The sequence below is a fragment of the uncultured Salinicola sp. genome, from assembly GCF_937921195.1.
Lineage (GTDB): Bacteria > Pseudomonadota > Gammaproteobacteria > Pseudomonadales > Halomonadaceae > Salinicola.
Genome location: NZ_CALFQK010000162.1, coordinates 15,399 through 33,631 on the forward strand (window position 1 = coordinate 15,399; position 18,233 = coordinate 33,631).

Here is an 18,233-nt window from a genome sequence, read left to right on the forward strand (position 1 = left end):
GCCCACAAGACGACAACACTGGAGCACGCCCATGACGACCCATCGATTCTTCCGATTCACCGCTTCGCTCGCTTTGGCAGGCATGAGCACCCTTGCCCTCGTCAGCACGGCGCAGGCAGCCACCGAAATTCGCGTTGCCTACGGCAATCAACCCGACGAGCCGGTCGATGTCGCCGTCAAGGAGTGGGCGAAAAGCGTCGAGAAAGCCAGTAACGGCGAGCTGACTCTCAAGGCGTTTCCCGCCAGCCAGCTCGGCGGCGAAACCGAGGTAATGGAGCAGGCCCGTTTTGGCTCGCCGCTGATCACCATCACTGCCTATTCGAACTTCATGAGTTCGGTGCCGGATCTCGCCGTACTCGATGCGCCCTACCTGGCCGACGATTTCGACAGCAAGCTCAAGGTTTTCGACTCCGACTGGTTCGCCGAACAGGAGAAGAAGGTCGAGGAATCCGGCTACCACATCGTGATTCCCAACAGTGTCTACGGCGTCCGTCATCTGCTCTCGCGGGAAGCAGTGTCGACCCCGGAAGATCTGGCCGGGGTCAAGATTCGGGTGCAGAACTCGCCGATGTACGTCGCCGCAATCAAGGCGATGGGCGCGGTGCCGACACCGATGTCCCTGGGCGACGTCTACCCCTCCCTGGCCCAGGGCCTGGTCGACGGTGTCGAGAATCCGCTGCCGGTTCTTTATGGCGGCAAGTTCTACGAAGTGGTGAAGAATCTGAACCTGACCGCCCACATGCACACGGTCGCGCCCTTCGTCACCGGCGAAGCGTTCTGGCAACAGCTGAGCCCGGAAGATCAGAAGATTCTGACCGAGACCGGCCAGGAGATGGCCAAAAATCTGCGTGGCCTGGTCGAGAAAGAGACCGACAAGTCGCTACAGCAGTTGAAGGATGCCGGCATTCAGGTTCACGAGGTCGACACCGCCCCATTCCGCGAACGCGCCCAGAAGGAGATCCCGGCGGAGTTCCCGCAGTGGAGCGAGGGGCTTTATCAGCAGGTCAGCGACATCATCAACGGCTGATCGAGCCTCCAACCTCGCATGACAGCGCCCCCGCTCCACGCCGAGCGGGGGCGCCATGGAGTTGACCATGCAAACGCTTTTCAAGGCGATCGACCGCTTGATGCGGCTCGATGAGGTCGTCGCCAGCCTGGCGCTGTTCGGGCTGTTCGTGGTGGCTATCGCCAATGTCTTCATGCGCTATCTGTTCTCCTCGCCGCTGGCCTGGAGCGAGGAGATTCTGCAGCTACTGATGGTGTGGGCGACGTTTCTCGGTGCCAGCGCGCTGGTTCGGCGTAACGAACACGTGCTGATCGGCCTGCTCAACGAGCGATTGCCGGCACCCGTCGCGCGCTGGAACACCCGCATTTTCAACATCGGCATCGTCATGCTGTGCGCCGGCGCGATGCTGTTCTGGGGGCTCGAGCTGCTGCCCTTCTCGCGTTTCCGCAGCACGCCGATGCTGCGAATTCCCTACTACTGGATTCACGTCGCCATTCCGATCAGTGCCGCCATGATGCTCTACCACGGGCTGGTACGCCTGATCACCAATGACCGATTGATGACCGACGACCGGGATCTGGCCTTGCCGGAAGCGACACCCGACGTGGTTACCGCCAAGGAGTGATGTCATGGCTGTTGGAATCGCGCTCGTCGCACTCTTCGTTCTGTTCTGCCTGGGTACGCCGGTGGCTTTTGCCCTGTTCGCGTCGAGCCTGGCCTATTTCCTGATCGGCGCCGACCAGCCCATGGTGATGCTGATCCAGCGCCTCGCCGGCGGGCTGGAGTCGATCTCGCTGCTGGCGATTCCGTTTTTCATCATGGCCGGGGTGTTCATGAATCACTCCGGCATCACCGAGCGTCTGCTCAAGCTGGCCGAGCTGATGACCCGCCGCCTGCACGGCGGACTGGCCCAGGCCAACGTGCTGCTGAGCACCTTCATGGGCGGGCTGTCCGGCTCCAACATTGCCGATGCGGCGATGAACGCCAAGCTGCTGGTGCCGAGCATGACCAAGGCCGGCTACCCCAAGGCGTTCTCCAGCGCGATCACCGCCTCGTCGTCGCTGATCACCTCGACCATACCGCCGGGGATCGCGCTGATCGTCTACGGCTACGTCAACAACGTCTCCATCGGCCGGCTGTTCCTGGCCGGCGTCGTGCCAGGGGTGCTGATGGCGGTCGCCATGATGGTGCTGGTCTCGATCCAGTGCCGACGTCTCGGCTATCAGAAGCCGCGCCGCGAGCGCGTATCGCGTCACGAGTGGATCAGCGTCACCCGCGCCGGGATCATCGCCCTGCTGCTGCCGGTGGTGGTGATCGGCGGGATTCGCGTCGGTGTCTTCACCCCCACCGAGGCGGGGGCGATGGCAGTGCTCTACGCGCTGATCGTCGGCCTGTTCGTCTATCGCCAGATGGGGCTGGGCAGCATCGCCGTGGCAACGCGGGAATCGCTGATGGCTTCGGTCAACGTGCTGTTCATCATCGCCGTCGCCTCGGGTTTCGCCCGCGTGCTTACCTGGGAGCAGATTCCCCAGCAGATCGCCCTGATGCTCTCCTCGGGCGTCGGCAGCGCGGTGGCGTTTCTGCTGATCGCCAACCTGCTGCTGCTGGTCCTCGGCATGTTCCTGGAGGGCAACGCGATTCTGATCGTGCTGTCGCCGCTGCTGGCCCCGGTCGCCGCCCAGTTCGGCATCGACCCGGTGCACTTCGGCATCGTCTTCATCCTCAACGCCTCGATCGGCACGATAACGCCACCGCTGGGGACGGTGATGTTCACCACCTGCAGTATCACCGGCGTCTCGATCGGGGCGTTCATTCGCGCCATCGTGCCCTACTGGCTGCTACTGGTCGCCTTGCTGCTGGTGGTCACCTTCGTGCCCGCGGTGTCATTGACGCTGCCCAACTGGGTGTTTTGAGCTCCGCTGATACCATGAGTGAAAGCTTGCAGATACGACCATGGGTGTATGTCGACCTTTCCAGGTCGCACCTTCGACGATTGGGCAGGTAAGATGAAGTTGAAAGAGCCAATGTTGACCATACGGCTCAACCCACTTCGACTGCCGAGAATCGATGTTCGTGAAGGACGCGCCGCCAACTCGCTCCCCCCAACGCCCCAGCGTCGCCGAGGCGCTGGTCAGGGAGATCTTCGCCGGACACTACCAGCCCGGCGAATTCGTACCCAAGGAGATCGATCTCTGCGAGCAGTTCGCGCTCAATCGCTCGGCGGTGCGCAGCGATCTGCGCCAACTGGTCGACGCTGGCATCATCGAGCGCATTTCCGGCTACGGCTCGCGAGTCCGGGCGTACTCCGAGTGGAATATTCTCGATCCGCAGGTCACCGACTGGATGGTCCGTTTCGCCACCCCCAACCCGGGTATCCAGCGCGAGATCCTGGCCTTCAGGTTCGACGTCGAACCCTATGTCGCGATGACCGCGGCCAAGCGCGCCACCGCGAGGGACCTGGTGGCGATCGAGGAAGCCTTCGAGGGCATGGGCCAGGACTTCCACAACCCGGCGTCGGCCCATCGCGGGCGGCTGCACAGTGACTGGGACGTCGCATTCCATGTCGCCATCTTCAAGGCGACCCACAATATCGTCTGGACTCAGCTCTCGCACATCCTGAAGCCCTCGATTCATCTGCTGGTGGAGACCTCCAATGTCAGCGCCAGCGATCCGGAGCAGAGCCTGGAGCGCCACCGCCGACTGATGGAGTGCATTCGAATCCGGCGCCCCCGCGACGCCTTCTTCGCCTCGGTGGCCGTCCTGAGAGGAACGGCCGACGCGCTGGGCATGGAGATGCCGGAGACCTTGCTGGGCGAAGTGCCGGACGCGATCGAGGGCTGAATCACCGAGAGCGCTGTTTCACGGCAGCTCACCGCGGGTGGCGATAGCCGACACCGGCGATGGCCGCCTCGATCATGCAGAGGAGAGACATCATGGATTTCGGTATTCACGGTCGCTGGGCCATCGTCTGCGCAGCCAGCCAGGGGCTCGGCAAGGGCTGCGCCATCGCCCTGGCCAGGGAAGGCGTCAATCTGGTCATCAACTCTCGCCGGCAGGAAACGCTCGACACGGTTGCCCAGGAGCTGCGCGCGCTCGATCCGGCGATCGAGGTACGCACGGTTGCCGGTGATATCGGCGACCCGGCCGTCAGAGATGCGGTGCTAGGCGCGCCTCCCCGGATCGATATCCTGGTCAACAACAACGGCGGCCCACCGCCCGGCGATTTCCGTGACTGGAGCCGGGACGACTGGATAGCGGCGCTGGACGCCAACATGCTGGCACCCATTGCGCTGATCCAGGCCTGCGTCGATGGCATGGCCGAGCGAGGCTTCGGTCGCATCGTCAATATCACCTCGTCGGCGGTGAAAGCGCCGATCGACGTGCTCGGACTCTCCAACGGCGCCCGCAGCGGCCTGACCGGGTTCGTCGCAGGCACCGCACGCCAGTCCCGCCTCGCCAGCCGCAACGTCACCATCAACAACCTGTTGCCGGGGAGCTTCGACACCCAGCGTCTGCGCGCCAACATCGAACGGGCGGCAAGCCAGGCCGGACGCGATGCCGGAGACATCGCCCGCGATCGCGCCGAAGCGATCCCCGCCGGCCGATTCGGCACCCCCGAAGAATTCGGTGAAGTCTGCGCCTTCCTCTGCAGCCAGCAGGCCGGCTACATGACCGGCCAGAACATACTGCTCGACGGCGGAGCCTATCCGGGGACTTTTTAAGGCGCCCGAAGCCGCGCCATCTTCCAAGGCGCCCGAAGAAGCCATCGTCCAAGGCGTCCGAAGCCGCGCCATCTTCCAAGGCGCCCGAAGAAGCGCCATCGTCCAAGGCGCCCGAAGCCGCGGCTTTATCTTGGTCGAGGCGCTCCGAGACGCGCCTCTCTCTTCAGCGCTCCCAAGCTAGCGCCGCTCTCTGAAGAGCCCGATGCTCATCTTGGCCCGTCGCTCGTAGCTTGTAGCCCGTAGCCCGTAGCCCGTAGCCCGTAGCCCGTAGCCCGTAGCCCGTAGCTCGTCAGTGATTGTCTCGCGGTAGATCCCAGGCGATGGCGCGATATTTGGTCGCCGGCGCGAGTGTCATGCCGCGATCGAGCTGCTCGACCATCGAGCGCTGGATCTCCTGCCACGGCGTCTGATGATCGCGATAGGGATAGCCGCCTTCGGCCTCGAGCTTGGCGCGTCGCGCCGCCAGTTCGTCGTCGCCGATCAGCAGATTGGCCTCGCCACGCTTGAGATCGATACGGATCCTGTCGCCGGTTTCCAGCAGCGCCAGCCCGCCACCGGTCGCGGCTTCCGGCGAGGCGTTGAGAATCGAGGGTGAGCCGGAGGTCCCCGACTGGCGTCCGTCGCCCAGGCACGGCAGCGAGTCGATGCCCTGCTTGATCAACGCTTCCGGCGGTTGCATGTTGACCACCTCGGCCCCCCCGGGATGCCCCACCGGGCCGGCACCGCGCATCACCAGGATGGTGTTCGCGTCGATCTCGAGCGCCGGATCGTCGATGCGCGCGTGGTAGTCCTCGGAGCCATCGAAGACCACGACCTTGCCCTCGAATGCGTCGAGATCGCCGGGGTTGGAGAGATAACGACGACGGAAATCATCCGAGATCACGCTGGTCTTCATCAGCGCGGAGTCGAACAGATTCCCCTTGAGGTTGAGGAAACCCGCCGACTCCACCAGCGGGTGGTCATAGCGCAGGATGACGTCCTCGTCCTGCGTCTCCTGGCCGAAGCAGTTGGCGTGCAGCGTCTGGCCGTTGACGGTCAGCGCATCGCCGTGGAGCCGCCCTGCCGTGAGCAGTTCGTGAACCACCGCCGGCACCCCGCCCGCCCGGAAGAACTCTTCGCCGAGATAGGCACCCGCCGGCATCACGTTGGCGAGCAGCGGTATCGCGTGCCCGAGGCGCTGCCAGTCATCGTTGGTGAGTTCGATCCCGGCGTGCCGGGCGATGGCATTGATGTGGACCGGTGCATTGCTGGAGCCGCCCAGCGCGGAGCAGACGACGATGGCGTTCTCGAACGCTTCCCGGGTGAGGATGTCGCTCGGACGCAGATCCTCCCACACCATCTCGACGATGCGCGCGCCGGTGGCGTAGGCGACCATCGGCCGCTCCTTGTAGGGTGCGGGGATCATCGCCGAGCCGGGCAGGCTCATGCCCAGCGCCTCGGCCATGGAGTTCATGGTCGAGGCCGTCCCCATGGTATTGCAGTGCCCCACCGAAGGGGCTGAATCCGCGATTCGAGCCAGGAACTCGGGGTAGTCGATCTCGCCGGTGGCGAGGCGCTTGCGCAACTCCCACACGATGGTGCCGGAACCGACCCGCTCCTTGCCGCGCCAGCCGTTGAGCATCGGCCCGCCGGAGAGCACGATCGCGGGGATATCGGCGGTGGCGGCGGCCATCAGGCAGGCCGGCGTGGTCTTGTCGCAGCCGGTGGTCAGCAGCACGCCATCGAGCGGATAGCCATGCAACACCTCGACCAGCCCCAGGTAGGCCAGGTTGCGGTCCAGTGCCGCCGTCGGCCGACGCACGTTCTCGTGGATCGGGTGCAGCGGGAACTCGAACGGGACGCCACCCGCCGCGCGGATGCCGGCCTTGACCCGCTCCACCAGTTGGATGTGATGCCGGTTGCACGGCGTCAGGTCGGAGCCGGACTGGGCAATGCCGATGATCGGCTTGCCGGAGGAGAGCTCTTCCAGCGTGATGCCGTAGTTCATGTAGCGCTCCAGGCAGAGCGCCGTGGTACCGGCGTGGTCGGGGTTGTCGAACCACCAGCGCGAACGCAGTTGGTCGGCGGTTCGGCGGGGACGTTCGCTCATGATCAGGACTCCAGAACGGGCGGATCCGGCGGCCAGGGATCGGGCAGCCGGAACGCCATCATGCATGGGTGACTCGACGACGGGACGGTAACCTCGGCGGCCGGTCGGGTACGTCGTGTTGTCACGAAGGGGGTACGCTTTGTCTGAAAAATGCCTGCGCTCGCCGATTTTTCAGACAGAGCTTAGAGCGCCTTGGCGGCCGAGTAACCGAAATCGCCCTCGCTGCCGAGCACGTTGCGCAGGGGGCGGCCCAGCGCCGGCAGGTCGATCTCGTAGCGGTCGCCCGGTTCGACGACGATCTTGTCGGCAAAGCTCAGCGTCGCGGTCCCGAAGAAGTGCACGTGGACATCCCCCGGGCGGCGGAAATTGCGATACTTGAAGTGGTGATGCTCGAGATTGGCGAGACTGTGGGCCATGTTGCCCTCGCCGGTCAGGAACGGCTTTTCCCACAAGGTACGGCCGTCGCGGACGATACGGCTGGTGCCTTCCAGGTTGGCCGGCAGCTCGCCGACGAAGAGTTCCGGCCCGAAGCTGCAGGCGCGCAGCTTGGAGTGCGCCAGCCACAGGTAATTGAAGCGCTCGGTGACATGGTCGGAGAATTCATTGCCGATCGCATAGCCGACCCGCCAAGGCTGGCCATCCCTGCCGACGACATAGAGGCCGGCCAGCTCCGGCTCCTCCCCGGCATCCTGGGCGAACGACGGGCTGGGGATCTCGCTCTCCGGCGCGACCACGCAGTCGCCGTCTCCCTTGTAGAACCACTCCGGCTGCGGCCCCACCTCGCCCGCTCTCGGCTTGCCGGCTTCCACGCCCATGCGGAACATGCGCATCGAATCGGTCAACTCGCTTTCGTCGACCTTGTCGGACGGCTGCATGGCGGCGGCGTGCATCGCCGAGCGCGTATCGGCGCTGCCAAGGTGCGTCAACCCGGTCCCGGTCACCAGACAGTGCGCCGGGTCGGGATGGGTAAGCGGCGGCAACAGACGGCGCTCCTCGATCAGCCGGGCATAGTCGAGCCGGGTTTCGGTCAGCGCGGCTTCGACCACGGCGGTCAATGGCGTGCCGTCGGCGATGGCGCGCCTGGCCAGTCCGTAGACGCCCTCGTCGCCATCGACGACCTGGACTTCATGTTCGTCGATGACCACCGCCACGGTCAGGCGGTCATCGTTCAGGCACTGAATCAGGCGCATCGGCATTCTCCTTGCATCGATCATCGGTCACTGTCGCCAACGGCCTTGCGGCGGCCATGGCGGAATGCCTCGCACGTTGCCGTACGGGCCCATGCCGCCGCGACACAGCGACCACCCTTTATCATCTCCCCACTATGTTGAACATATAAAAAATAAGTACAACATAGACTTTCGGAGCAAATACGTCCGTCGCCAACCGGCGTAATCTGCATGGTGGAGCCCCCCGATCGCTGCCGTTCCGTCACCGGATTTTTGATCGATGGTATTGAAAAACGGAGATAATCACGGACTCCTCGGATCGTGATTCGGTGCCATAGTCAGACCCATGACGCGGCGCCGATTTACGCTCGTTATACCAATGTCTAGCCAATACGTTTATTGCACTCAATGGTCATAAATCATAGCTTCAGTGGGCGCCAAGTCGATTCCGTGACGGTAGAAATTCAAAACACCAACAACACCCCTCCCCAAGGAGACACGCCATGAAGACCTCAATCAACAAGCGTCATCTCGCCGGATTACTGGGATTGTCACTGCTGCTGCCGCTGCCGGCGCTGGCCGACTACCCCGAAAAACCGATCACGCTGATCGTCCCCTGGGCGGCTGGCGGCGGGACCGATGCGACCGCGCGAACCATCGCCGCCGCCCTGGAAGAGCAATTGGGCCAGACCGTCAACGTGGTCAACCGAACCGGCGGCAGCGGCGTGGTGGGACACACCGCCATGGCCATGGCCAAGCCCGATGGCTACACGCTCGGTCTGATCACCGGCGAGATCAACATGATGCACTGGCAGGGGCTGACGCAGCTGACCTACGAGGACTACACCCCCATCGCCCAGATCAACTACGACTACGCCGGTATTCAGGTGGCCGCCGACGGCCCCTTCGACTCCGTCCAGACGCTGGTCGACCAGATCAAGGCCGAGCCCGCGCGAACCTACACCGCCTCCGGTACCGGTCAGGGCGGCGTGTGGCACCTGGCCTTCGCCGGTTTCCTGCTCGACCAGGGCCTGGAAGCCGATCGTGTCTCCTGGATTCCCAGCCAGGGCGCCGCGCCGGCGATGACCGAGATGGCCGCGGGCAGCATCGATATCGTGCCCAGCTCGGTTCCCGAAGGGCGCTCGATGATCGAAGCCGGCAAGGCCAGGAGCCTGGCGATCATGGCGCCGGAGCGGCTCGATAGCTTCCCCGACGTGCCCACCCTGAAGGAGGCACTCGGCACCGACTACACCATCGGCGAATGGCGCGGCATCGCCGGCCCCAAGGGCATGGACCCGGCGGTCGTCGAGACCCTGGAGACGGCGATCGAGGACGCCTACAACAGCGACACCTACCAGAACTTCATGGCCAAGCAGGGCTTCGGTACCGAATGGCGCGGGGCGGAGGATTTCGGCAAGCTCATGGCCGAGCAGGACGAGCGCTTCGGCAAGATCGTCGAGCAGGTGGGACTGGCCAAGTGATCCCACGATCCGAACGGGAGACGACCTCATGAGAGACTTCCTGCTCGGACTGGCGTTCGTGATCGGCGGCGGCGTGGTCATCGCCGTCGCCCAGACCTACCCGACCATGCCGGCCCTCCAGTATGGCCCCTCGCTGTTCCCCTCGCTGATCGGCGGGGGAATGGTGATCGGCGGACTGGTGCTGGCGCTGACCCGGATAGGCCAACTCAGGATCGCGTTCGCCGGCCCACGTTCCCAGACGCCGCGATACGACTACCGCGGCCTGCTGATCTCGCTGCTGCCCTGCGCGCTGATCGTCTTTTACATCCTCGCCAGCGAGTGGCTGGGCGCCCCATTGTGCATGGCGCTGAGCATGCTGATCCTGATGCTGCTGCGCGGCGCCAGGCCGTGGCTCTCGCTGGTCGTGTCGCTGGTCGTCGCGGCGGCGATCTACCTGCTGTTCTCACGCTATCTGCTGATCCCGCTGCCGGAAGGCACCCTGCTGTCTCAAATCCTACCCTAGCCTGGTGATTGCTCATGGACTCCTTTCTGCAAGGCCTGGCAATGGTGTTCAACGTCCAGACGATGCTGGTCATCGTCGCGGCGGCCGTCTTCGGACTCTTCGTGGGCGCCATTCCCGGCCTGACCGCCACCATGGCAGTGGCTCTGCTGGTGCCGATCACGTTCTACATGGATGCCACCCCGGCCATTGCCGCCATCGTGGCGACCTCGGCGATGGCGATCTTCGCCGGTGACATTCCCGGAACCTATCTCAACATCCCCGGCACGCCGGCATCTGCGGCCTATGTCGGCGAATCCTATCGTCTCGCCCAGAAGGGCCGCGCCCGGGAAACGCTGGGCACCAACCTGATCTGCTCCGTCATCGGCGGGCTGTTCGGCACCATGGTGCTGGTCTTCGTCTCCCCCTCGCTGGCCGAAATGGCGCTCAACTTCAGCTCGTTCGAGTACTTCTGGCTCGCCCTGCTGGGCTTGAGCAGCTCGATCTTCATCGCCATCGGTTCCCGGGTCAAAGCGTTCCTGTCGCTGACCGTGGGACTGCTGCTGTCGACCGTCGGTCTCGACATGATGAGCGGCGCGCCGCGCTTCACCTTCGGCGTGCCCGACCTGATGGCCGGCATCAATTTCATCCCGGTGATGATCGGCATGTTTGCGCTCAACGAGATCATGATGTTCTACGGCTCGCGGGCCGAAGCGCGCAGCGTCCCGGTAATGGCCAAGGACAGCGTGTTCGCCAACGCTCCGGGGCACGTCAAGACCTACTGGCGCAACATCCTGCGCGGCAGTTCGCTGGGCACGCTGATCGGTGCGCTGCCTGGCGCGGGTGCGGATATCGCCGCGTGGATCGCCTATGCGCTGGGCAAGAGTCGCTCCAAGGAGAAGGAGAAATATGGCACCGGCCATATCGAGGGCATCGTCGATGCCAGCTCCGCCAACAACTCCGGCATCAGCGGTGCCTGGGTACCGGCGCTGGTGTTCGGCATACCGGGCGACACCATCACCGCCATCGTCATCGGCGTGCTCTACATGAAGGGCATGAACCCGGGGCCGACGATCTTCATGAACGGCGGCGGCCAGGTCTATGCGCTGTTCACGGTATTCTTCGTCGCCAACCTGATCATGCTGCCGATCGGCTACCTCGCCATTCGCGCCTCGAAGGTGTTCATCCTGACCCCGCGCAAGCTGCTGATGCCGGTAATTCTGAGCTTCTGCATCGTCGGCGCCTTCGCCATCAACAACTCGATCACCGACATCTGGATCATGCTGATCATCGGGCTGGTGGCGTTCGTGCTGGCCCGCAATGACTTTCCCATGGCGCCGGCGATCCTGGGCCTGGTGCTCGGCGGCACGCTGGAGAACAGCTTCATGAGTTCGATGCTGAAATCCAACGGCGACCTGCTGGCCTTCTTCGAACGGCCGATCAGCGCCGCGCTGGGCGCGCTGGTCATTCTGATCTGGGCGCTGCCCACGCTGATTCGCCTATTCCGACACTGGCGCCGCCCGGCGCAAACCGACCAGACACCGAGGTCCTCATGACACGCTACGACGCCGATACCCTGCGCGCCACGCTGTTCACCTTGTTCACCGAGAACGGCGCCAGCGCCGATGTGGCGGAAACCACCGCGCGCATCCTGGTCGAGGGCGACCTGCTCGGCCACCACACCCACGGCGTGAAACTGGCCAATGGCTATCTCAAGGATCTCAAGGCGGGCCATGCCTGCGGCGATCACAGCCGGCTCGAGATCCAGGAGAACAGCCCGGTCGCGGCGCTGTTCGACGGCCACTACCTGCTGGGTCCGTACCTGGTGCAACGCGCGCTGGACCACTGTCGCGACGCGGCCACTACGTTCGGGATCGGGATGGTCAGTCTCAAGCGGTCGCACCACATCGCGTGCCTGGCGGCGTATCTGCAACCGCTGGTCGAGGCCAACCTGGTTCCGCTGATATTGACCTCGGATCCGGCGGTCGCCTCGGTCGCACCGTTCGGCGGCCTGGACCGGGTCTACACCCCAAACCCGCTGGCGATCGGTATCCCCGGGCGCGAACAGCCGCTACTGATCGACGTCAGCATGTCGACGATCACCAACGGCACCGTGGGCAAGACCCGTGCCGCCGGCGACAGGCTCGGCCACCCGGCGATTCTCACCGGCCACGGCGAGGTCAGTGACGATCCCGAGGACTATTTCGCCTCCCCGGAGGGGAGCATCCTGCCCCTGGGCGAACTCGCCTTCGGCCACAAGGGCTTTGCGCTGGGGCTGATGGTCGAAGCCTTGACGTCGGCCCTTTCCGGCTACGGCCGCAAGGACTCCCCGCAGGGCTGGGGAGCGTCGGTGATGGTCATGGTGATCGATCCGGCCCGTTTCGGTGGCACGGACTCCTTCCTCGACGAGACCGACCACATCGCCAGACGCTGCCTCGGCAGCCGGCCGCGCGATCCCGAGCGGCCGGTGCGCCTGCCGGGTCAGTCCGGCCTCGCCCGCCGCCGGGACTATCTGGACAACGGCATCCCCTTACCACCGGACGTGGTGGAGGCCATGCGCGAGGCCGTGGCAGACTCGTCGCTATCGGGCAATACCGCGTTCGGCTGAAGCAATCCCACTTTCCCTCTCGACTCGACAGGAGCTCACCGCTACATGGCCTCATTCAACGATCCCGACTCCCTTTCCCCGCAACGCCAGGCCGGGCATTGCCTGCCCGACGATGCCGATCGCGCCCTGCTGGTGGGTCGCGTCTGGCTGGAGAGCGCCGGCGGCCGGGCCGGGCCGGCGCCGGTGGCGCTGCGCGGCGATACGCTGGTCGACCTCTCCCGCCACGTGGCGACCATGGCCGACCTGCTGGAACGCGACGACGCGACCTGGCTCGTTCGCGAAGCGCCCGGCGACACCGTCGGCACCCTGGCCGAAGTGCTCGCCAACAGCCATGCGGATATACCGCAGGCGCCCTATCTCCTGGCCCCCTGCGACGTGCAGGCGATCAAGGCCTGCGGCGTGACCTTCGCCGTCAGCCTGCTGGAGCGGGTGATCGAGGAGCAGGCCGGTGGCGACCTCAAGCGTGCCGCCGAGCTGCGCGAGGAGATCCAGGCGTTGATCGGTGGCGACCTGTCGCGGATCGAGCCCGGTTCGGAGGAAGCCATGGCGCTGAAGGCCGAGCTGCAAGCCCGTGGCGGCTGGTCGCAGTACATGGAAGTGGGCATCGGCCCCGATGCCGAGGTGTTCTCCAAGGCGCAGCCGCTGTCCGCCGTCGGCCACGGTGCGCGAGTCGGCCTGCACCCCGCCTCCCAATGGAACAATCCGGAGCCGGAGATCGTGCTGGCGGTGGACGCCGAGGGCCGGGTGCGTGGCGCGACCCTCGGCAACGACGTCAATCTGCGCGATATCGAGGGCCGCAGCGCCCTGCTGCTGGGCAAGGCCAAGGACAACAACGCTTCCTGCTCGATCGGCCCCTTCATCCGCCTTTTCGACGAACACTTCGGCATCGACGACGTGCGCAACGCCCGGGTCTCGCTACGCATCGAGGGGGTGGACGACGACTTCGTGCTGGAGGGCGAGAGCGACATGCGCGAAATCAGCCGCGATCCGCTCGACCTGGTGGCGCAGACCTACGGTACCCACCACCAGTATCCCGACGGCTTCATGCTGTTCCTCGGCACCATGTTCTCGCCGATCCAGGACCGGGATGGCGAGGGCCAGGGCTTCACCCATCACGTGGGCGACCGGGTGACGATCTCGACGTCCCGGCTGGGCGCGCTGACCAACGTCGTCGATCGCAGCGATCGGCTGCCACCCTGGACCTTCGGTATTCGCGCCCTGCTGGCCCATCTCGGCCAGCGCTGACATCGATCGCGAACGCCCCGCCCGCCGCAAGAGCGCAGCGAGCGCCGTCGTCGAACCGACGGCGCTCAGACGTCGCCGCGCATCAACAGGGTATCGATGAACTCGCCGACCACGTCCGATATCTCTTCCCCCTTGCGGGTCAGCACGCCGTAATAGCCCAGCGGTTCGCCGATCACCAGCGGCAGCGCGGTGAACTTGCCCGCCGAGATCGCGGTCTTGAGCACCGACGTCGGCAGCAGGGCGATGGCGTCCGATGAGCTCACCAGTTGCAGCGTCGTCTGTGTCGACGTGGTTTCCACCACGTTGCGGGGGGAAGCCACGCCCGACTCCGCCAGCGCCACCTCGAACAACCCTCGCATCGGGCTGCTCATGGGATGCAGTACCCAGGGCCAGCGCACGATCTCGCCCAGACCCGGGGGGCGTTCGCACAGCGGATGCCCCGCCCTGACCACGATCGAGACCGGCTCCGCCTGCAGGGGCATGAAGTCGAACAGGTGGTGCTGGGCGTGTTCCGTCACGCGCCCGATCACTACGTCCAGGCGCTTGTACTCCAGGTCCGCCAGCAGCCGGTCGCTGGAGTTCTCGAACAGGCTCACCGCCAGTTGCGGACGCCGCGCCTTGATCGAGGTGATCGCCTTGGGCAGCAGCAGCGGCGCCGCTCCCGGCACCGAGCCGATGACGAGCTTGCCGTACCCTCCCTCCCGCAGCGAGACGAGATCGTCGATCAGGCGATCGGTATCGTTGAGGATGCTGCGGGCGTAGCGCACCAGCAACCGCCCGGCGTCGGTGATCTCCATGTGGCGTGGCTGGCGATAGAAGAGCGTCATGCCGAAGAAGGTCTCGATGTCCTTGAGCATCTTGCTGGCCGCGGGCTGACTCATGTTCATATGGCGCGACGTGGCGTGGAGATTGCGACTCTCATCCAGCGTGACGAGCAGCACGAGGTGCTTGATGCGCAACCAGCCCTTGACGTGAATACGACTATCGTTGGACATCGATACTACCCCGCATAATCCTTTGGTCAAAGACAATAACCCCCGGTTATCGGGGTTGCAAAAAAAACGATTAGCCACCGGTCACGAGCGCCGATTAGGCTACCGAATGACCGGCAATAACCACCCCATACTTTCGACTGATATCCAAAAATGATCTTTTGGATTTTTTAAAAATAGAAGACAAAAAAGCGTGTGACTTTCCGGTATTGAATGGCGTCCAGGCCACGAACTCCCCATCCCATCCTCTCCAGGCAAGGAATCTCCTCGGCATGCCCACGATTCAACGCGTCGAAGTTCAGGACATCCGCTTTCCGACCTCCCGCGAGCTGGACGGATCGGATGCGATGAACGCCGCGCCGGACTACTCAGCCACCTACGTCATCCTGCACACCGATGCCGACGACGGTATTACCGGCCACGGCCTGACCTTCACCATCGGACGCGGCAACGAGATATGCGTCACCGCCGTCGAGTCGCTGGCGACGCGCCTGGAGGGACGTTCGCTGGCGGACATCACCGCCGACATGGGCGCGTACTGGCGGGAGCTCACCAGCGGGGACAGTCAGTTGCGCTGGCTGGGGCCGGAGAAAGGCGTCATTCATCTGGCCTGCTCGGCGATGATCAACGCGATCTGGGACCTGTGGGCCAAGCGGGAAGGCAAGCCGGTGTGGAAGCTGCTGACCGACATGACGCCCGAGGAGCTGGTCCGCTGTCTCGATTTCCGCTTCGTCACCGATGCCTTGACGCCGGAAGAGGCGATCGGCCTGCTCAAGCGCCGCGAAGCGGGCAAGGCCGAGCGCGAGGCCTTCATGCGCGAGCACGGCTATCCAGCCTACACCACCTCCGCCGGCTGGCTGGGCTACTCCGAGGAGAAGATGCGCTCGCTGTGCCGGGAGGCTATCGCGTCTGGCTGGGAGCACTTCAAGCAGAAGGTCGGCGGCGACATCGAAGAGGATCGACGACGGGCCCGGATCCTGCGCGAGGAGATCGGCGAAGAGCGCCTGTTGATGATGGACGCCAATCAGATGTGGGACGTCGATGAGGCGATCGCCAACATGCGAAGGCTGGCCGAGTTCCGGCCACACTGGATCGAGGAGCCCACCAGCCCGGACGACGTGCTCGGGCATGCCGAGATTCGCCACCGGCTGGCACCGATCGGCGTCGCCACGGGCGAGCACTGCCATAACCGGGTGATGTTCAAGCAGCTCTTCCAGGCGGACGCGATCGATTTCTGCCAGCTGGATGCCGCCCGCCTGGGCGGACTCAACGAGGTGATCGTGGTGCTGCTGATGGCCGCGAAGTACGACATCCCGGTCTGCCCCCATGGCGGCGGCGTGGGCCTGTGCGAGTACACCCAGCATATCTCCATGTTCGATTACATCGCCGTTTCCGGCTCGCTCGAGGGTCGCCTGCTGGAGTACGTCGACCACCTCCACGAGCACTTCGTCGACCCGGTTCGGATCGATCGCGGGCACTACCAGGTACCGGACGCCGCCGGCTACGGCGTCACCATGAAAGCCAGTTCACTCGATGCCCACCGCTTTCCAGGCGGCAGCGCCTGGCAATAGCCCTTGTCACCGGACGCCCGCCCCCAGAGCATTCGGACGCCGCCGAGACCGGCGTCGCCATGCAGCAAGTCACTCACGCTATTCATGCCACTCACGCGAGAAGCGCCACCAAAGCTATGGAGCTGAAGATGACAACAATCACATCCTTCCCCACCACTCCGCGCCCCAGTCGTGCCCGTTCCCGGTTGACGACGCTGGTGATGGCAACGGTCCTGGGTCTGACTAGCCTCTCTGCCACCGCCGCTACCGAAATGCCGCCATTTCCGGAGGTGACCGGCGATGTCGTCGAGGGTGACGGCAACGATTACAGCCTCAAGTTCAATATCGGCCTGACCCAGTCCAGCGCCCAGTATCGCGGCCTGGAGTACTTCAAGAAGATCGTCGAGCAACGCAGTGACGGTCATATCCAAGTGCAGGCGTTCCATAGCGCGCAGCTGGGCGACGACCTGCAGTCGGTCAGTGCCCTCCAGGCCGGCACGCTGGAGATGACCGCGCCGTCCACCTCCCCCATGGTCAGCATGTTCCCGCAGTTCGCCGTGTTCGACCTGCCGTTCCTGTTCCCGACACCGGAAATCGCCGACAAGGTACTGGACGGGGAGATCGGTCAGCAGATGCTGAAGGACGCCTCCACCAAGGGACTGGTCGCCATCGGCTGGGCCGAGAACGGCTATCGCCAGTTGACCAACAGCAAGCAGGCGGTGACCTCCCCCTCGGATCTGGATGGCTTGAAGGTTCGGACCATGCAGAACCCGATCCACCTGGACATCTGGCGCACGCTGGGCGCCAACCCGACCCCGATGTCCTTCGCCGAACTGTTCACCGCGCTGGAGCAGGGAGTCGTCGACGGCCAGGAGAATCCGTGGATCACCATCGAATCCTCCAAGTTCAACGAGGTGCAGCAGTACGCCACCGAGACCAACCACGTCTACACGCCGTTCATCACGCTGGTGTCCGAGCGCTTCTGGAACCGGCTGCCGGAGAGCTATCAGCAACTGCTGCGCGAGGCGGCCAAGCAGATGGGCGACTACGAGCGTCAGGTCAGCCGGACCCTCAATGACCAGATCAAGCAGGAGCTGAAAGATCAGGGCATGCAGGTCACCGAACTGACGCCGGAGCAGATCGCGACCTTCCAGGAGGATCTGGCGCCGGTCTACGACGATTGGCGTGACAAGATCGGCGGCGACTTGATCGACCGTATTCGCGCTGAGTCCCAGGCTCAGTAAGTACCCGGTTCGCCGCAGGCGCCGACTCGCGCCTGCGGCGATTGCGTGATCACGGAGGTCATGATGAATGCCGACTCGCCTTCCGCCCGGGGTCTCCTGGGCTGGCTACGCCAAACGCTGGAAATCGCCGCCGGGCTGCTAGTGCTGGGCGTGGTGTTCTGTGTCACGGCCAACGTCTTTGGCCGCTTCGTCCTCAACTATTCCTACACCTGGGCCGAGGAGCTCTCCCGGGTGCTCTTCATCTGGCTGGTGCTGCTCGGCGCCGGCGTCGGCAGCCTCGGCAACGAGCATGTGGCGGTCACCTTCTTCCGCGACAAGGCGCCCGCCGGGCTGCGCAAGGCCGCCGTACTGCTGAGCATCGCCATCATCTATGTCGTCTGCATCTGCATCCTGCTGGGGTTCAACGACGTCATCTCGGGCTACACCAGCGCCACGCCGATGCTGGGCATCCCGCAGACGTTTCTGTACAGCGCCATGCCGGTGATGGCGATCCTGACGATCATCGCCAACACCATCGCCCTGTTCTCCCTGTTCCGGAGCAAGACACCATGATTCTATGGAGCATTCTGATAGGGCTGGCCATCTGTATCGTCATCGGCATGCCGATCTCGTTCGGTCTCGCGGCCATCAGCCTGTTCATCTTCTTCGA

The 18,233-nt window shown here is 64.5% G+C and carries 16 protein-coding genes; 13 read left to right on the top strand and 3 right to left on the bottom strand.

Annotated features, from left to right (window positions below; translation table 11 throughout):
- Positions 1 to 31 precede the first annotated feature (31 nt).
- The 5 genes from Q0602_RS18350 (at position 32) to Q0602_RS18370 (ending at position 4,728) form a co-directional block, all read left to right on the top strand.
- A complete protein-coding gene (locus Q0602_RS18350; protein ID WP_298846419.1) occupies positions 32 to 1,027 on the top strand; it encodes a C4-dicarboxylate TRAP transporter substrate-binding protein in 996 nt (331 codons plus the stop codon).
- A 67-nt stretch (positions 1,028 to 1,094) separates the two neighbouring features.
- Entirely contained in the window at positions 1,095 to 1,631 is a 537-nt protein-coding gene (locus tag Q0602_RS18355; RefSeq protein WP_298846424.1) for a TRAP transporter small permease, read from the top strand.
- A 4-nt stretch (positions 1,632 to 1,635) separates the two neighbouring features.
- Positions 1,636 to 2,919 (top strand): TRAP transporter large permease, encoded by a 1,284-nt coding sequence (locus Q0602_RS18360; protein WP_298846426.1) that lies wholly within the window; start codon positions 1,636 to 1,638, stop codon positions 2,917 to 2,919.
- A gap of 154 nt (positions 2,920 to 3,073) precedes the next feature.
- Positions 3,074 to 3,847: a FadR/GntR family transcriptional regulator gene (locus tag Q0602_RS18365; protein ID WP_298846429.1), complete on the top strand. Its 774-nt coding sequence runs from the start codon at positions 3,074 to 3,076 to the stop codon at positions 3,845 to 3,847.
- A 92-nt stretch (positions 3,848 to 3,939) separates the two neighbouring features.
- Positions 3,940 to 4,728, top strand: coding sequence for an SDR family oxidoreductase (locus Q0602_RS18370; protein WP_298846432.1), 789 nt, complete (start codon positions 3,940 to 3,942; stop codon positions 4,726 to 4,728).
- 289 nt (positions 4,729 to 5,017) lie between these two features.
- Here Q0602_RS18370 and Q0602_RS18375 read toward each other — a convergent pair whose 3' ends face one another.
- Both Q0602_RS18375 and araD1 read right to left on the bottom strand, forming a co-directional pair.
- Positions 5,018 to 6,817 carry an IlvD/Edd family dehydratase gene (locus Q0602_RS18375; RefSeq protein WP_298846435.1) on the bottom strand — a complete coding sequence of 600 codons (1,800 nt, stop codon included), beginning with the start codon at positions 6,815 to 6,817 and terminating at the stop codon, positions 5,018 to 5,020.
- Positions 6,818 to 6,999: 182 nt separating this feature from the next.
- On the bottom strand, positions 7,000 to 8,007 hold the full coding sequence (gene araD1 / locus Q0602_RS18380) for an AraD1 family protein (protein ID WP_298846438.1): 1,008 nt from the start codon (positions 8,005 to 8,007) through the stop codon (positions 7,000 to 7,002).
- Between the two features lie 482 nt (positions 8,008 to 8,489).
- Between araD1 and Q0602_RS18385 the strand changes: the two genes are divergently transcribed.
- Genes Q0602_RS18385 through Q0602_RS18405 form a run of 5 tightly spaced genes read left to right on the top strand, consistent with a single transcriptional unit; the run spans position 8,490 to position 13,798 of the window.
- The gene (locus Q0602_RS18385; RefSeq protein ID WP_295041091.1) at positions 8,490 to 9,467 is read left to right on the top strand and encodes a tripartite tricarboxylate transporter substrate binding protein; all 978 of its coding nucleotides are present in this window, start codon (positions 8,490 to 8,492) and stop codon (positions 9,465 to 9,467) included.
- Positions 9,468 to 9,495: 28 nt separating this feature from the next.
- Positions 9,496 to 9,969: a tripartite tricarboxylate transporter TctB family protein gene (locus tag Q0602_RS18390; RefSeq protein WP_295041089.1), complete on the top strand. Its 474-nt coding sequence runs from the start codon at positions 9,496 to 9,498 to the stop codon at positions 9,967 to 9,969.
- Positions 9,970 to 9,983: 14 nt separating this feature from the next.
- Complete coding sequence (locus tag Q0602_RS18395; RefSeq protein WP_298846443.1) at positions 9,984 to 11,501, top strand: tripartite tricarboxylate transporter permease; 1,518 nt, start codon at positions 9,984 to 9,986, stop codon at positions 11,499 to 11,501.
- Positions 11,498 to 12,553: an Ldh family oxidoreductase gene (locus Q0602_RS18400; RefSeq protein WP_295041109.1), complete on the top strand. Its 1,056-nt coding sequence runs from the start codon at positions 11,498 to 11,500 to the stop codon at positions 12,551 to 12,553. Before Q0602_RS18395 ends, Q0602_RS18400 begins: the two co-directional genes overlap by 4 nt.
- Before the next feature lie 45 nt (positions 12,554 to 12,598).
- Positions 12,599 to 13,798, top strand: coding sequence for a fumarylacetoacetate hydrolase family protein (locus Q0602_RS18405; protein ID WP_298846447.1), 1,200 nt, complete (start codon positions 12,599 to 12,601; stop codon positions 13,796 to 13,798).
- Positions 13,799 to 13,863: 65 nt separating this feature from the next.
- On the opposite strand, the gene Q0602_RS18410 is transcribed toward Q0602_RS18405, so the two are convergent.
- On the bottom strand, positions 13,864 to 14,793 hold the full coding sequence (locus tag Q0602_RS18410; RefSeq protein WP_298846450.1) for a LysR substrate-binding domain-containing protein: 930 nt from the start codon (positions 14,791 to 14,793) through the stop codon (positions 13,864 to 13,866).
- 269 nt (positions 14,794 to 15,062) lie between these two features.
- On the opposite strand from Q0602_RS18410, the gene Q0602_RS18415 reads away from it, so the two are divergent.
- From Q0602_RS18415 to Q0602_RS18425, 3 genes are all read left to right on the top strand, one after another.
- Positions 15,063 to 16,361: an L-fuconate dehydratase gene (locus Q0602_RS18415; protein WP_298846452.1), complete on the top strand. Its 1,299-nt coding sequence runs from the start codon at positions 15,063 to 15,065 to the stop codon at positions 16,359 to 16,361.
- A gap of 128 nt (positions 16,362 to 16,489) precedes the next feature.
- Positions 16,490 to 17,584 carry a TRAP transporter substrate-binding protein gene (locus tag Q0602_RS18420; RefSeq protein WP_295039264.1) on the top strand — a complete coding sequence of 365 codons (1,095 nt, stop codon included), beginning with the start codon at positions 16,490 to 16,492 and terminating at the stop codon, positions 17,582 to 17,584.
- 63 nt (positions 17,585 to 17,647) lie between these two features.
- Positions 17,648 to 18,136, top strand: a complete 489-nt coding sequence (locus tag Q0602_RS18425; protein WP_295039267.1) for a TRAP transporter small permease — start codon at positions 17,648 to 17,650, stop codon at positions 18,134 to 18,136.
- Positions 18,137 to 18,233 lie beyond the last annotated feature (97 nt).